16 protein-coding genes, 1 tRNA gene and 1 pseudogene are annotated in these 13,686 nt (G+C 64.8%); 9 read left to right on the top strand and 9 right to left on the bottom strand.

Annotated elements, in window-relative coordinates:
• Nucleotides 1-2: 2 nt before the first annotated feature.
• Nucleotides 3-659 carry a nitroreductase gene (locus tag ACESL8_RS02000; protein WP_372915389.1) on the top strand — a complete coding sequence of 219 codons (657 nt, stop codon included), beginning with the start codon at nt 3-5 and terminating at the stop codon, nt 657-659.
• A 43-nt stretch (nt 660-702) separates the two neighbouring features.
• On the opposite strand, the gene ACESL8_RS01995 is transcribed toward ACESL8_RS02000, so the two are convergent.
• Nucleotides 703-1,566 (bottom strand): dienelactone hydrolase family protein, encoded by an 864-nt coding sequence (locus tag ACESL8_RS01995; protein ID WP_372915385.1) that lies wholly within the window; start codon nt 1,564-1,566, stop codon nt 703-705.
• A gap of 134 nt (nt 1,567-1,700) precedes the next feature.
• Between ACESL8_RS01995 and ACESL8_RS01990 the strand changes: the two genes are divergently transcribed.
• A complete protein-coding gene (locus ACESL8_RS01990; protein WP_372915382.1) occupies nt 1,701-2,087 on the top strand; it encodes a hypothetical protein in 387 nt (128 codons plus the stop codon).
• 20 nt (nt 2,088-2,107) lie between these two features.
• Here the strand turns inward: ACESL8_RS01990 and ACESL8_RS01985 are convergent, their stop codons facing one another.
• On the bottom strand, nt 2,108-3,382 hold the full coding sequence (locus tag ACESL8_RS01985) for an NRAMP family divalent metal transporter (protein WP_372915378.1): 1,275 nt from the start codon (nt 3,380-3,382) through the stop codon (nt 2,108-2,110).
• Nucleotides 3,379-4,296, bottom strand: coding sequence for an acyl-CoA thioesterase (locus ACESL8_RS01980; RefSeq protein WP_372915373.1), 918 nt, complete (start codon nt 4,294-4,296; stop codon nt 3,379-3,381). Before ACESL8_RS01980 ends, ACESL8_RS01985 begins: the two co-directional genes overlap by 4 nt.
• 135 nt (nt 4,297-4,431) lie before the next feature.
• On the opposite strand from ACESL8_RS01980, the gene ACESL8_RS01975 reads away from it, so the two are divergent.
• Nucleotides 4,432-4,508: transfer RNA gene (locus ACESL8_RS01975), tRNA-Asp, on the top strand.
• Nucleotides 4,509-4,559: 51 nt separating this feature from the next.
• Here ACESL8_RS01975 and ACESL8_RS01970 read toward each other — a convergent pair.
• The 6 genes from ACESL8_RS01970 to ACESL8_RS01945 all read right to left on the bottom strand — a co-directional run bounded on the left by ACESL8_RS01970 (nt 4,560) and on the right by ACESL8_RS01945 (nt 7,211).
• Entirely contained in the window at nt 4,560-5,357 is a 798-nt protein-coding gene (locus tag ACESL8_RS01970; protein WP_372915369.1) for a sterol desaturase family protein, read from the bottom strand.
• Nucleotides 5,357-5,689, bottom strand: coding sequence for a chorismate mutase (locus ACESL8_RS01965; RefSeq protein WP_372915365.1), 333 nt, complete (start codon nt 5,687-5,689; stop codon nt 5,357-5,359). Before ACESL8_RS01965 ends, ACESL8_RS01970 begins: the two co-directional genes overlap by 1 nt.
• On the bottom strand, nt 5,686-5,925 hold the full coding sequence (locus ACESL8_RS01960) for a DUF2842 domain-containing protein (protein ID WP_372915361.1): 240 nt from the start codon (nt 5,923-5,925) through the stop codon (nt 5,686-5,688). The genes ACESL8_RS01965 and ACESL8_RS01960 overlap by 4 nt, the downstream gene beginning before the upstream one ends.
• Before the next feature lie 11 nt (nt 5,926-5,936).
• A complete protein-coding gene (locus ACESL8_RS01955) occupies nt 5,937-6,494 on the bottom strand; it encodes a 5-formyltetrahydrofolate cyclo-ligase (protein ID WP_372915359.1) in 558 nt (185 codons plus the stop codon).
• Between the two features lie 254 nt (nt 6,495-6,748).
• Nucleotides 6,749-7,045 carry a cell division protein ZapA gene (locus ACESL8_RS01950; RefSeq protein WP_372915356.1) on the bottom strand — a complete coding sequence of 99 codons (297 nt, stop codon included), beginning with the start codon at nt 7,043-7,045 and terminating at the stop codon, nt 6,749-6,751.
• A gap of 4 nt (nt 7,046-7,049) precedes the next feature.
• On the bottom strand, nt 7,050-7,211 hold the full coding sequence (locus tag ACESL8_RS01945) for a hypothetical protein (RefSeq protein ID WP_372915352.1): 162 nt from the start codon (nt 7,209-7,211) through the stop codon (nt 7,050-7,052).
• 239 nt (nt 7,212-7,450) lie between these two features.
• Here ACESL8_RS01945 and tkt point away from each other — a divergent pair, with 239 nt between their 5' ends.
• The 6 genes and pseudogenes from tkt to ACESL8_RS01915 all read left to right on the top strand — a co-directional run.
• Nucleotides 7,451-9,412 (top strand): transketolase, encoded by a 1,962-nt coding sequence (gene tkt / locus ACESL8_RS01940; RefSeq protein WP_372915391.1) that lies wholly within the window; start codon nt 7,451-7,453, stop codon nt 9,410-9,412.
• A gap of 40 nt (nt 9,413-9,452) precedes the next feature.
• Nucleotides 9,453-10,460 carry a type I glyceraldehyde-3-phosphate dehydrogenase gene (gene gap, locus ACESL8_RS01935; protein WP_372915349.1) on the top strand — a complete coding sequence of 336 codons (1,008 nt, stop codon included), beginning with the start codon at nt 9,453-9,455 and terminating at the stop codon, nt 10,458-10,460.
• A 4-nt stretch (nt 10,461-10,464) separates the two neighbouring features.
• Nucleotides 10,465-11,661 carry a phosphoglycerate kinase gene (gene pgk, locus ACESL8_RS01930; protein WP_372915346.1) on the top strand — a complete coding sequence of 399 codons (1,197 nt, stop codon included), beginning with the start codon at nt 10,465-10,467 and terminating at the stop codon, nt 11,659-11,661.
• Nucleotides 11,662-11,674: 13 nt separating this feature from the next.
• Nucleotides 11,675-12,589, top strand: a complete 915-nt coding sequence (locus ACESL8_RS01925; RefSeq protein WP_372915343.1) for a class I fructose-bisphosphate aldolase — start codon at nt 11,675-11,677, stop codon at nt 12,587-12,589.
• 175 nt (nt 12,590-12,764) lie between these two features.
• Nucleotides 12,765-13,451 (top strand): thiamine phosphate synthase, encoded by a 687-nt coding sequence (gene thiE, locus ACESL8_RS01920; protein ID WP_372915341.1) that lies wholly within the window; start codon nt 12,765-12,767, stop codon nt 13,449-13,451.
• A gap of 111 nt (nt 13,452-13,562) precedes the next feature.
• Nucleotides 13,563-13,686, top strand: a pseudogene (locus tag ACESL8_RS01915) (inositol monophosphatase); the annotation flags it as partial.

Raw genomic sequence — 13,686 nt, 5'->3', positions numbered from 1 at the left:
TGCTGGGCCGCCGCTCCATTCGCGGTTTCAAGCCCGATCCGGTGCCGATGGCGCTGATGAAGGAAATCCTTGGGCTGGCGATGCGCGCGCCGTCGTCGATGAACACGCAGCCGTGGAATTTCACCGTGGTGACGGGTGAACCGCTGGACCGTATCCGCGCTGGCAACACCGAACGCAACATCGCCGGCGTGCCGCACAGCCGCGAATTCCGCACCGGCACGGCATTTGAAGGCGTCCACCGCGAACGCCAGATCGGCGTGGCCAAGCAGCTTTTCAGCGCCATGGGCATCGCCCGCGACGACGCGCCCGCACGCATGGACTGGGTTCTGCGCGGCTTTCGCCAGTTTGATGCGCCGGTGTGCGTGATCATCACCTATGATCGTGGGCTGGCCGGCAGCGACGACACGCCGTTCGATTGCGGTGCGGTTTCGACCGCGCTGGTCAACGCCGCGTGGTCGCGCGGACTGGGCGCGGTGATCAACAGCCAGGGCATCATGCAATCGCCCGTGGTCCGCGAACATGCCGGCATCGCGGACGATCAGGTGATCATGAAAGCCATCGCGATTGGCTGGCCGGACGAAAGCTTCCCGGCCAACGCCGTGGTGTCGGATCGCAAGAGCGTGGACGAAGCAGCGCGGTTCGTGGGGTTTGAGGGCTGAAAGCCAAGCCCCGCATCAAGTGCGGGGCGACGTGGCGTGTTGATTACACCCCGTTCGCCTTGAAATGCTTCAGCAATCGTTCCCATGCGTCCTTGCCGGCCGCCGCGTTGAAGCTGGGGCGATAATCGGCGAGGAAGCCGTGATCGGCATCCGGGTAGAGCATGATGCTACTCTTGCTGCCTTTCAGCCTGGCCTGCATTTCCTGCACGTCGGCAACCGGGATGCCCTTGTCGAGTGCGCCGTAGAGGCCGAGCACGGGTGCCTTGAGATCAGCAGCGATTTCCAGAGGCCACTTGCGCCCTTCGGTGCCGGGATCGCCCTTGAGGCGGCCATACCAGGCGCCGCCGGCCTTGAGTTCAGGGAAACGCGCCGCAGCCATCCAGGTGACAGCCCCGCCCCAACAGAAACCAGTGATGGCGAGCTTTTTCTTGTTCACAAAGCCTTGGCCGCCCAGCCAATCGAGCGTGGTCTTCACATCGCCCATCACCTGTTCGTTGCCGGCCCTGGCGACGATCACGCGAATGGCGGCATAATCCGTCAGCTTGGTCAGCGTCTTGTCCGGATCGCCGCGGAAGAAGAACTCGGGCGCAATCGCGACATAGCCGGCCTTGGCAAAGCGCCGGCACACATCCTTGATCCATTCATGCACGCCGAAAATTTCGTTCACCACGATCACGGCGGGGTGTTTGCCCCCAGAACCTTTGGCGCCAGCCGGGCGCGCAACGAACGCCGGCAGGCCGCCGGGCAGGGTTTCCCAGCCCGTCACCAGCCCATCGGCGGGCGTGGCAATCGGCTGGGCATTGGCGCCCACATCGAACGCGGCATAGCCGGCCGCGATCAGAACGGTGCGGCGCGACAGCGCCAGGTCTTCAGCGATGGTGCCGTCGGGGCGGGTGAGATTTACCATGGGATTCTCCGTGCCGATGTTGCGGAGCAGAATAAGCGCTGGCTGCCGGGTGGCAAGCCTGCGCGCGGGCCCTTGCGGTTTACGGCTGGAACATTACATTAATGCAACCTTCTTTTTGCCGCCTGCGAGGCCTCATGCTCATCATTGCCGTTCCGCTTTTTCTTGCCGTTGCTGCTGCGCTGCCGACCGACCCGCGGGCGGCGACAGAACATCACAGCTGGATTGATGACCACGCCCGCTGGAACAGCCAGCACATGGCCGCCGCGCGCCGGCTGGAGGCCGTATCGGCCGCATTGCGCCGTCACGATACCAGTTTTGATCAGCACGGCAGCGAACTGCGCGATCACGAGCGGCGGATCGCCAAAAGTGGCCATGACCGTGCCGCGCGCGATCGCCAAGGTGCATTGCGCGCGGCGCACGCCGAAGCTGCACGGAGCCACAATCGCCTCATGGCCGAAGTGGAGGATCTGGAACGCACTATCCACGCCAATCTGGCAGCAGCCAACTTTGGGCCAAAGTGATCGCCGCGCGGCGGCTTTGATCAGGCCAGCACCATCCCGAGGCTGGCGGCCAGCATCAGCAACACGGCGCCCCAGCCCAGCACCGCCTGCGCGCCGCGCGCCTTGAACTTGCCCATCACGGCGCGGCGGCTGGCCAGCAGCATGATTGCCAGCATCACCGGCACCGCCACCAGCCCGTTGACCACCGCCGTCCAGAACAAGGCCTTCATGGGATCGATGCCGATCATGTCGAGCGCCAGGGCTGCGGCGATGGCCACAAAAATCACGCCGTAAAACCCCATCGCCTCACGCGGTTTCAGTTCGAGCCCGGCGCGCCAGCCCATCACTTCGGAAAGGGCATAAGCGGCCGAACCCGCCAGCACCGGCACCGCCAGCAGGCCGGTGCCGATAATCCCGATCGCAAACAGCGCAAAAGCAAAATCGCCGGCGATGGGCCGCAGCGCGGCGGCCGCATCGGCGGCGGTGGCAATGGTGGTGCCGCCACTGCCAGCTTGGTGCAGGGTCGCGGCAGTGGCGGCGATGATGCACAGCGAAATCACCATCGTCACCAGAAAACCGCCGGCGCTGTCCTTCACCAGCCGCATCAGTTCACGGCCAGCGCCGCGCGGCTGCTGGAGCAGGGGGCGGGCATGTTCGAGTTTCATTTCTTCCAGCTCCTGCGCGCTTTGCCAGAAAAACAGATAGGGGCTGATCGTGGTGCCCAATATGGCAACCACCGTGGTGGCGCTGCCGGCCGGCAGGCTGGGCCATAGCCCGCCGAGCACGCTGGCCCATTCCACGCCCACTGCCAGCACCACCAGCACATAGGAAAACAGCGTGCACGTGAGCCATTTCAGCAAACTGACATAGCGGTGATAGGGCACGAAAATCTGGAGCCCCAACGACAGTGCCGCAAAGCTCACCATCAACGGCAGCCGCGGCAGGCCGGTGACCAGCCGCGCCGCCTCGCCCATGGCCGCGATGTCGGCAGCGATGTTGGAGATGTTGGCGCCCAGCAACATCAGCACCACCGCCCACACCGCAGCGCGCGGCAGGTGGGCGGCGAGATTGGCGGCCAGCCCCTTGCCGGTGACGCGGGCGATTTCGGCGCAAGTGAATTGAAACGCGGTCAGGAACGGCCAGGCCAGCACCACTGTCCACAGCAAGGCAAAGCCGTAACTGGCGCCGGCCTGCGAATAAGTGGCGATGCCCGACGGATCGTCATCGGCCGCGCCCGTCACCAGCCCCGGCCCCAGCGCCGAATGATAGGGCGGCTTTTTCAGCCGGTGGGAAAGGGTGGGGCGGGGCTGGTTCATGGCCGATAGCGGATCAGCCCTTCCTGCATCAGGCACGCGATGGGCCGCCCACCGATATCATGCACGGTGGCGCGGTTGATGCCCCGCCCGCCGCCCGACATCGGTGAATCCTGATCGAACAGATGCCACTGGTTCATGTCGGGCGTGTCGTTGAACCAGATGGCATGATCGAGGCTGGCCGATTGCAGCGCCGGATTGGCCCAGCTGATGCCGTGCGGCGCCAGGCAGGTATCGAGCAGGGTCATGTCGCTGGCATAGGCAAACAGGCAGCGTTGCAGCACTGGATCGGCGGCTTGTTCGGCAGTGAGGGCGCTGGCCAGCCGCACCCAGTGGCGCTGCTGCGGGGCGCGTTTCTGTGGATTGAAGAAATCGTCGCTTTCCACGGCGCGCAAATCCAGTGGGCGTTCGCGGCTGAGCCAGATGGTGCGCCACGGTTCGGGCGCGTGGGGCGCATTGCGGCGCGCCCAGTCCGAATCGCTTTCCAGCGTCTCGGGGTGCGGCACGTCCGCTGGCGCAGTGACCGCGTGCTCAAGCCCCTGCTCGGGCAGATGGAAACTGGCCGCCATGTTGAAAATCGGCCGGCCTTTCTGGATGGCCACGACGCGGCGGGTGCTGAAGCTGGCGCCGTCGCGGTCGCGTTCAACCTTGTAGACGATCGGCAGTTTGGGGTCGCCGGGCCGGATGAAATAGCTGTGCAGGCTGTGGCACAGGCGTTGCTGGCCATTGGCAGTTTCCACCGTGAGGCTGGCCGCCATCAGCGCCTGCGCCACCACTTGGCCGCCATAAACGCGTATCCAGCCTTCGTCGGTGGACTGGCCGCGAAACAGATCGGTTTCCACTTCCTCCAGTTGCAACAGGTTCAGCAAGCGCGCGACGGGGCGGGCGGGATCGGGGATGGGGGCAGGCGTGTCCATTGGCCATCCCTAGCCGATTTCGCCCTGTCTTCAACATCGGCCACAACATCGGCCGCAGCGTCTGCGCGATTGGCAGGGCAAACTCTGCTTGACAGCACAGCGCCGCCTCCATATCAGCGCGGCTCCACAGCGCACGCGGGTGTAGCTCAGTTGGTTAGAGCGTCGGCCTGTCACGCCGAAGGTCGCGGGTTCGAGCCCCGTCACTCGCGCCATTTTCCTTGAGAAGATGGCACTAACAACCGCGAAACGCTGTGGAAATCCGATCAGCTCCGTCTTTGCCGGAACGGTTGCAGCAGCAGCCGGTCGAGCCATTGCGCGCGCGGCTCGCGGAAATCGTGCAGGCCGATCTGCATGGCAATATGGCCATCGCGCGGCTGGCCGGCGAACGAGCCGAACAGGCGATCCCATACCGACAGGTTGAAGCCGAAATTGCGGTTCATCTCATCGCCGTGCACGCTGTGGTGCACGCGGTGCAGATCGGGTGTCACCAGCAGCCAGCGCAGCGGCTGTTCAAGGCGCGGCGGCAGGCTCACATTGCCGTGATTGAACATGGCGGTGGCATTCAGGATCACCTCGAACACCAGCACGGCCAGCGGCGGTGCGCCCAGCAGCGCCACAACCGCCAGCTTGATCACCATCGACAGCATGATTTCGAGCGGATGGAAGCGCAGCGCGGTGGTCGTGTCGAAGGCGGGATCGGCGTGATGCACCCGGTGCAGCCGCCAAAACCACGGCACACGGTGGAACAAGCGGTGCTGGCCGTAAATGGCCAGATCGAGCAGCATGATGGCCAGCAGCACGGCCAGCCAATCGGGCACGGCAATGGCGTTGAACAAGCCGATGCCGCGCTGCGCCATATCGGCGGCGAAACCCACCGCCAGCACCGGGAACAGCAGGCGTACAACTAGCGTGCTCACCGCGACCATCGCCAGATTGTTCAAACGCCGCACGCCGTTGCCAGCAGCGGGCGCGCGGCGCGGGGCCAGCGTTTCCCACAACAGCATCGCTGCCAGCATGCCGGCAAAGGCGGCGAGACGAACGGCAGGTTCGTAGGCCAGCATCAGGCAACCTGCGCGTGCAGCGATTCCCAGCGAGCCAATTCGTGGGCAATGGAGGCTTCGACCAATGCTTCCCACAGGGTTTCGGCCAAGCCCGGCGGCAGGCCGGCGGCGGCAGCGGCGGCGCTGGCATTGGCGATCACCTGGGCCTTGCGGGCTTCATCGCGCACATCGCTGCGGTCTGGCTTGATGCGGGCGGCGGCATCCATATAGAAAAAACGCCGGGCGAGCAGCGCGACCAGTTCCACGTCCAGCACATCCACGCCGGCACGCACCTGCGCCATGTTCTGGCAGGCTTCGGGGGTCTGGCAGGCTTCGGGCGGCGTCATGCTCATTTCTGCCTCCAGCGGCCGGTGTTCATCCACAGGAACAACGGCTTCAGCGGCGCCACCCAGGCAATGCCGGCCACCAGATAGGCAACGGTTTCAAGCCAGCGCGGCAAGCCCGCCAGGTGATCGGACAGCACCGACACGATCAGGGCATAAACGGCGATATAGGCGATCAACCCAAACATGCCTACCGGCTTGCGCCAGCTTGGCTCAGGGGGAATGCGGTGCGGGGCAAGATCCATGATTGGCGGCTTTATCGCCATTTTCGGCAGTCCACCAGACGCGAAGGTGTCGCGATCATGTCCAGCGGCATGTCCCAGGCGTCGGTGGGCAGGGCCGGGGCGATCTGGCAGTCCCAGGCGATGCCGATTGCCAGCACTGGTTGTTTGGACCGCAGTGCCGCCAACGCCCGATCATAATAGCCGCGGCCCTGGCCCAGCCGCACCCCGGCCAGCGTGACGGCCAGCAGCGGCACCAGCAGCACATTGGGTCCAACAATCGCGGCATCGGTCGGCGGCTCAGGGATGAGTTGGTATCCGGGGCGCAAACTATGCCGCTCTGCCCCGTGAAACAGGATATCCGGACCGGTAACACACGGAAAGGCCAGCACATCGCTGGCGTCATCAATACAGGCCGGATCGATTTCATCACCCACGGCTGCATAGCTTGCCATCATGGCCACATCAGCCAGCGCCGGCGCGGCGGTGGAGGCCAGTTGCCGTTGCAGCTGCACGCGCTGCTCGGCCGTCAATCCAGCCACGTACGCCTTGCGGACAGCGCGATAGTGGCGGCGCAGATCGATCTTGTTCACGGACAATCCGAACCTTCGTTCGAAGGGTGGTGTGGCGGGACCACCGTGGGCCGTTGGCCTTGAAGATCCTCTGACGCCAGTAACGTCAGGTGGGAGCCAGTTGTGGCAGACCAGGATCCGCCCAGTGCCAGCCCCCGATAGGAAGATTATCGCCTCAGGGATGCTTGCTTGCTCGTACCGGGCAGTACCCGCCAATTGTGAATATAGGGTGCCGCATTCGAAAGCTCAAGGAGATGTGTTGCGCAAACGCGCTTTCAGGCGCTGGCGAGGTGCTCCAGCCGTTCGACGATGCGGGCAAGGCGGGTAATGTCCACCACCGGCGGCGGCGCGGCAGCAGGTGCAATGCCCGCGCGGGCGTCGGAAAGTTCATCGGCCAGCATCAGCGCGGTCATCACCAGCAACTGGCCTTCGGGCAGGGTGCCCAGCGATCCGGTGATGCGTTCGGCTCGGGCGGCGATATCATCGCCAAGGCGCGCGATCCGGTCTTCATCGCCGTCGCGGCAACTAATGCGATAGTTTCGACCCGAAATGCTGAGCAACGCCAGGCCCATCGCTTCACTCCTGCCCGATCAGCTGGTCAAGCGCGCCAACGGCTTCGGCTGCGGCGGCTTCAATCCGGAGCAGCCGGGCGTGGTCGTCCGCAGCGGTGGCGGCTTCGGCGCTACGGCGCGTCTCGATCGCGGCCAGGGCCGTTTCAAGTCGCACGAACAGGCTCATCAATTCCGAAATTGCGCCGCTCCCCCGCGAGCTCAATGGCTTGCAGGCTATTTATAAGACGGGATATCAGCCCGGGTCAAGCAGGCAGCGTGGCGCAATCAGAGTGAACGCCAACAGGAAGGTTGACGCGCGCGCGCAGCGTGGGCCAAAGCCGCCCCCAATATACTCTCACCACCGGGAATCGCTCCCGCTCGCGCCAGCATTTTGCTTGCGCGCCATGGTAAACAGGAACGGCCATGATGACCGATCTTTCGCGCTACGCCAACGCCATCAGGGCGCTCGCCATGGATGCGGTGGAAGCTGCCAACAGCGGCCATCCCGGCATGCCGATGGGCATGGCCGATGTCGCCACCGTGCTGTTTGCCAATCACCTGAAATATGATGCGTCCGCCCCGCGCTGGCCGGACCGGGACCGGTTTGTGCTGTCGGCCGGGCATGGATCGATGCTGGTGTATGCGCTGCTGCACCTCACCGGCTATGCCCAGCCCACGCTGGACGACATCAAGCGTTTTCGCCAGTGGCACAGCCCGTGCGCAGGCCACCCGGAGAATACCGAACTGCCCGGTATTGAATGCACCACCGGCCCGCTGGGGCAGGGCCTGGCCATGGCCGTGGGCATGGGAATTGCCGAACGGCATCTGAACGGCGTGTTTGGTGATGCGCTGGTCGATCACCACACCTGGGTGATCGCCGGCGACGGCTGCCTGATGGAAGGCATTTCGCAGGAAGCGATTTCGCTGGCCGGGCACCTGAAGCTGGGCCGCCTCAACGTGATCTGGGACGACAACAAGATCAGCATCGACGGCCCGGTGAGCCTGTCGAGCTCCGAAGACATGGCCGCGCGCTTTGTTGCTGCCGGCTGGCATGTCGTGGCCTGCGACGGGCATGATTTTGGCAGCATCGATGCCGCGCTCAGCGCTGCCAAGGCCGATCCGCGCCCGAGCCTGATTGCCGCGCGAACCACCATCGGCAAGGGCGCGCCAACCAAGGCCGGCACCAGCGGCAGCCACGGCAGCCCGCTGGGGCCTGCGGAGATCGAGGGCGCCAAGGCAGCGCTGGGCTGGGCGCATGGTCCGTTCGAAATTCCGGCCGATATCAAGGCGTGGTGGGAAGCGCAGGGTGCGCGCGGCGCGGCTGCACGCGGCGAGTGGGAAGCGCGACTTGCTGCCAACCCGCATGCCGCCGAATTCACCCGCCGCATGGAAGGCCGCCTACCGGCCGCCGATCCGATGCCGGCCTATCTGGCCAGCCTGGTGGCCACGCCGCCCAAGGTCGCCACCCGCAAGTCCAGCGAAATGGCACTGGATGCGCTGGTGCCGGCGCTGCCCGAAATGCTGGGCGGCTCGGCGGATCTGACGGGTTCCAACAACACCAAGGCCAAGGGCCAGAAATTGTTCAGCGCCGCCGATTACAGCGGCCGTTATATTCACTATGGCATCCGCGAATTCGGCATGGCTGCCGCGATGAACGGCATGGCGCTGCACGGCGGCATCATTCCCTTTGGCGGCACGTTTCTGGTGTTTTCGGATTACATGCGCAATGCCATCCGCATGGCGGCAATCCAGCAGATCCGCGTTGTGCATGTGCTCACCCACGACAGCATCGGCCTGGGCGAGGATGGCCCCACCCACCAGCCGATCGAGCATCTGGCCAGCTTGCGTGCCATTCCCAATCTGGCGGTTTGGCGTCCGGCCGACGCCATCGAGACGGCGGAAGCCTGGGCCTGTGCGTTGAACGACGAAAAGCGTCCATCCGTGCTGGCCCTGTCGCGGCAGAATTTGCCGCCGCTGCGCGGCGACGTGGCCGACAATCGCAGCGCCCGCGGTGCCTATCGTCTGATCGCTGCCACCGCGCCGCGCGCCGTGGTGCTGGTCGCTACCGGTTCGGAAGTGCATATTGCTGCCGGGGCAGCTGCTGCGCTGGAAGCGGATGGCATTGGCTGCGACGTGGTATCGATGCCGTGCTGGGAAGCGTTTGCGGCGCAGGAACCGGATTACCGTGCCGACGTTTTGCCTCAGGGTGTGCTGAAGGTTTCAGTCGAAGCCGGCGTGACAATGGGCTGGGAGCGTTGGGTGGGCAGTGACGGGCTCACCATCGGCATCGATCATTTTGGTGCATCGGCGCCGGCGGATCGGCTGTATGCCGAATATGGATTGACCGCGACGGCCATCGCCGCGCGCGTTAAGGCGCGGCTCGGTTGAACGAACACTGGGCCGCGACGCATGATGAAGGACAAGTGATATGGCTGTGAAAGTTGCAATAAACGGCTTTGGGCGCATCGGCCGCAACGTGCTGCGCGCGATCGTGGAATCCGGGCGCACCGATATCGTGGTGGTGGCGATCAACGATCTCGCCAGCGCTCAGGCCAACGCCCGCCTGCTGGCGCGCGATAGCGTGCACGGCGCCTTCCCCGGCACCGTAAGCGTCGACGGCGATGCCATTGTCGTCAACGGCCAGCGCATCGCGGTGACCGCCGAGCGTGATCCGGCCAAGCTGCCGCACGCCGCCATGGGCGTCGATATCGCCATGGAATGCACGGGCTTTTTCACTGATGCCGCCAAGGCCGGCGCCCACATCACGGCGGGCGCGAAGAAAGTGCTGATTTCTGCACCCGGCAAGAACGTCGATCTGACCGTGGTTTATGGCGTCAACCACGACAAGCTGACGGCGGACCACAACATCGTGTCCAACGCGTCGTGCACCACCAACTGCCTGGCCCCCGTAGCCATGGTGCTGGACCGTGAATTTGGTATCGTGAAGGGCCTGATGACCACGATCCACGCCTATACCAACGATCAGAAGATCCTCGATCAGCTTCACGACGATCCGCGCCGCGCCCGCGCTGCTGGCCTGTCGATGATCCCCACCACCACCGGCGCTGCCCGCGCCGTGGGCGAGGTGCTGCCCCAACTGAAGGGCAAGCTGGATGGTTCGGCCATCCGCGTGCCGACGCCGAATGTTTCGGTGGTCGATCTGACCTTCGAATCGGGCCGCGCCACCACGAAGGATGAAGTCAACGCCGTGCTTGAGGCTGCCGCCAATGGCGAGCTCAAGGGCGTGCTCGATTTCACCGTTGAACCTTTGGTGTCGATCGATTTCAACCACAGCCCGGCGTCATCGACGGTCGACAGCCTGGAAACCGCAGTGATCGGCGGCAACATGGTGCGCGTGCTCACCTGGTATGACAATGAATGGGGCTTTTCCAATCGCATGGCCGATACGGCAGTGGCGATGGGCAAGTTCCTGTAAACACATGGCCGGCTTTCGCACCATCGATGACATGCCGGCGCTGGCCGGCAAGACCGTGCTGGTCAGGGCCGATCTGAATGTGCCGATGGCCGATGGTGCGGTCAGTGACGACAACCGCCTGCGTGCGGCGATGCCCACCATCGCGGCGCTGGCCGATGCCGGCGCCCGCGTGGCGGTGCTCTCGCATTTCGGCCGGCCCGAGGGGCCGGACACGGAAAACAGCCTGAAGCCGGTAGCCGCCGCGCTTTGCGCTGTGCTTGGCCGGCCGGTTGCCTTCATTGATGATTGCGTGGGCGATGCGGCAGCTGCGGCGCTGGCTGCCTTGCCCGCGGGCGGCATTGCCGTGCTGGAAAACACGCGTTTCCATGCGGGCGAAGAAGCCAACGATCCGGTTTTTGCTGCCCAACTGGCAAAACTGGGCGATTTTTATGTGAACGACGCGTTTTCAGCCGCTCACCGCGCCCACGCCAGCACCGAAGGCCTGGCGCATCTGCTGCCTGCGTTCGCTGGCCGCACGATGGCAGCCGAATTGAAGGCGCTTGAAGCCGCGCTTGGCCAACCCAAGCGCCCGGTGGCGGCGATTGTTGGCGGCGCCAAGGTATCAAGCAAAATCGACGTGCTGTTGCACCTCGTTGAAAAGGTCGATCATCTGATGATCGGCGGCGGCATGGCCAACACGTTTTTGGCGGCGCGCGGCATCGATGTCGGCAAATCATTGTGCGAGCATGATTTGACGGCGACAGCGCTGGATATCATGGCACGCGCGCAAGCGGCCGGCTGCACGATCCACCTGCCGTACGACGTGGTGGTGGCCACCGAATTCAAGGCCCACGCCCCCAGCCGCATCGCCAATATCCACGATATCCACGCCGATGAAATGGTGCTGGATATCGGCCCCGCCGCCGTCGAGGCATTGGCCGACGCGCTGAAAACTTGCGCCACCGCCTTGTGGAACGGGCCGCTGGGCGCGTTTGAAATTCCGCCCTTCGATGCCGGCACCACGGCGCTGGCGCGCACGGCGGCCGCGCTCACGCAAGGCGGCACGCTGATCACGGTGGCGGGCGGCGGCGATACCGTGGCGGCGCTGGCCCATGCCGGCGTGCTTCAGGATTTCAGTTTCATTTCCACCGCTGGCGGCGCTTTTCTGGAATGGATGGAAGGCAAGGCACTGCCGGGCGTGGCGGCGCTTCAACAGGATTAAAGGGAACCAAGCCATGTCGATCACGCCGGCCATCAAGGCCATCCTCGCCAATTACGAAAGCGACAATCCCGGCACCAAATCCAACATCGCGCGGCTGCTGATGCAGGGCCGGCTGGGCGGCACCGGCAAGATGGTGATCCTGCCGGTCGATCAGGGTTTCGAACACGGCCCGGCGCGCAGCTTTGCGCCCAACCCCGAAGCCTATGATCCGCATTATCATTTCCAGCTCGCCATCGATGCCGGCCTGTCGGCCTATGCCGCGCCGCTGGGCATGCTCGAAGCCGGCGCCGATACGTTTGCCGGCCAGATCCCGACCATCCTCAAGGTCAACAGCAGCAACAGCTGGGCCACCGGCATCAACCAGGCCGTCACCGGCGGCGTGGACGATGCACTGCGGCTGGGCTGCGCTGCCGTCGGTTTCACCATCTATCCGGGCGCGGACGACGTGTTCGACATGATGGAGGAATTTCGCGAACTGGCGGCGGAGGCCAAATCGGTCGGCCTCGCCACCGTGCTCTGGAGCTATCCGCGCGGCGGCCTCTTGAGCAAGGATGGCGAACTGGCGCTGGATGTTGGCGCCTATGCGGCGCACATGGCGGCGCTGATGGGCGCGCACATCATCAAGGTGAAGCTGCCGAGCGCGCATATCGAGCAGAAGGACGCGGTGAAGGCGTATGAAGGCAGCGATTGGTCGGCCCAGTCCAGCCGCGTCGCCCACGTGGTGAGATCATGCCTGAATGGCCGCCGGCTGGTGGTGTTTTCGGGCGGTGCCACCAAGGGCGCCGATGTTGTGTACAGCGATGCCACCGCCATCCGCGACGGCGGCGGCAACGGCAGCATCATCGGCCGCAACACCTTCCAGCGCCCGCGCGCCGAAGCGCTGGCGATGCTGGACAAGATCGTGGATATTTATCTGGGCAAGGCGTGAGCGGGCAGCTTGAAGCGGACCCGTACTTGGCTTTTGTGTCATGCTGGCGCAGGCCAGCATCCATCTCCGGATGCGCGCAAATCTGCACGGTGGATGCTGGCCTGCGCCAGCATGACGTGTTTTTTGCGGGACGCTCCCTCTGGCACCTTGACGTGAGGCCGGCTAAAGCCCCGTTATGACCGAAGACGAACTCGTCCCGCTGCCCACTGACTTCGCCACTCGGTTCCAGCAGGAATCGCGCCCGGCGTGCCAGCTTTATGTGGTCTCGCCGCCGCGCATCGAAATCCCGGCCTTTGCCGAAAGCCTGAAAGCCGCGCTGGATGGCGGGCCGGTGGCGGCGTTTCAGTTGCGGTTGAAAGATGTGGGCGACGATGAAGTGCTGCGCGCCTGCGCGGCGTTGCTGCCCGTGTGCCAGGCTGCCGACGTTGCCTTCATCCTCAACGACCGCGTCGATCTCGCCAAGCAGGCTGGCGCGGACGGCGTGCATCTGGGCCAGAGCGATGGTTCGATTGCCGAAGCCCGTGCGCTGCTGGGGCGCGAGGCGCAGATTGGCCGCACCTGCCACGACAGCCGGCATCTGGCGATGGAAGCCGGCGAAGCGGGCGCCGATTACGTCGCGTTCGGCGCGTTTTACGAAACCACCACCAAGCCCAGCCATTACCGGCCCACCCCCGACATCCTGGGCTGGTGGACCACGCTGAGCCAGGTGCCGTGCGTCGCTATCGGCGGCATTTTTGCCTACAATGCCGCGCCGCTGGTGGCCGCCGGGGCGGATTTCATCGCGGTGGTGCGCGCCGTGTGGGATCACGAAGGCGGGCCGGGGGCAGGGGTGGCATCGTTCGGAGAGGTGCTGGGCTGGTAACACCCTCACCTTGCCCCCACCGTCTGCATCCGCTAAGTCGCGCCTCGCTCTTTCGCATTTCTGTTCCCCCATCGCCGCCCGTGCATCCGCGCCGGCTGCAAGGATTTTGCCATGGTCACCCATAGCTCGCTGATCACCGTCATGGAAAAGGCCGCGCGCAAGGCCGCACCCAAGCTGCGCCGCGATTTTGGTGAAGTGGATGCACTGCAGGTGAGCCGCAAGGGCCCGGCCGATT

Source organism: Sandarakinorhabdus sp. (genome assembly GCF_041689835.1).
Taxonomy (GTDB): domain Bacteria; phylum Pseudomonadota; class Alphaproteobacteria; order Sphingomonadales; family Sphingomonadaceae; genus Sandarakinorhabdus.
The sequence above is the reverse complement of the archived record's forward strand: the minus strand, read 5'-3'. Positions and strand labels throughout refer to the sequence as shown.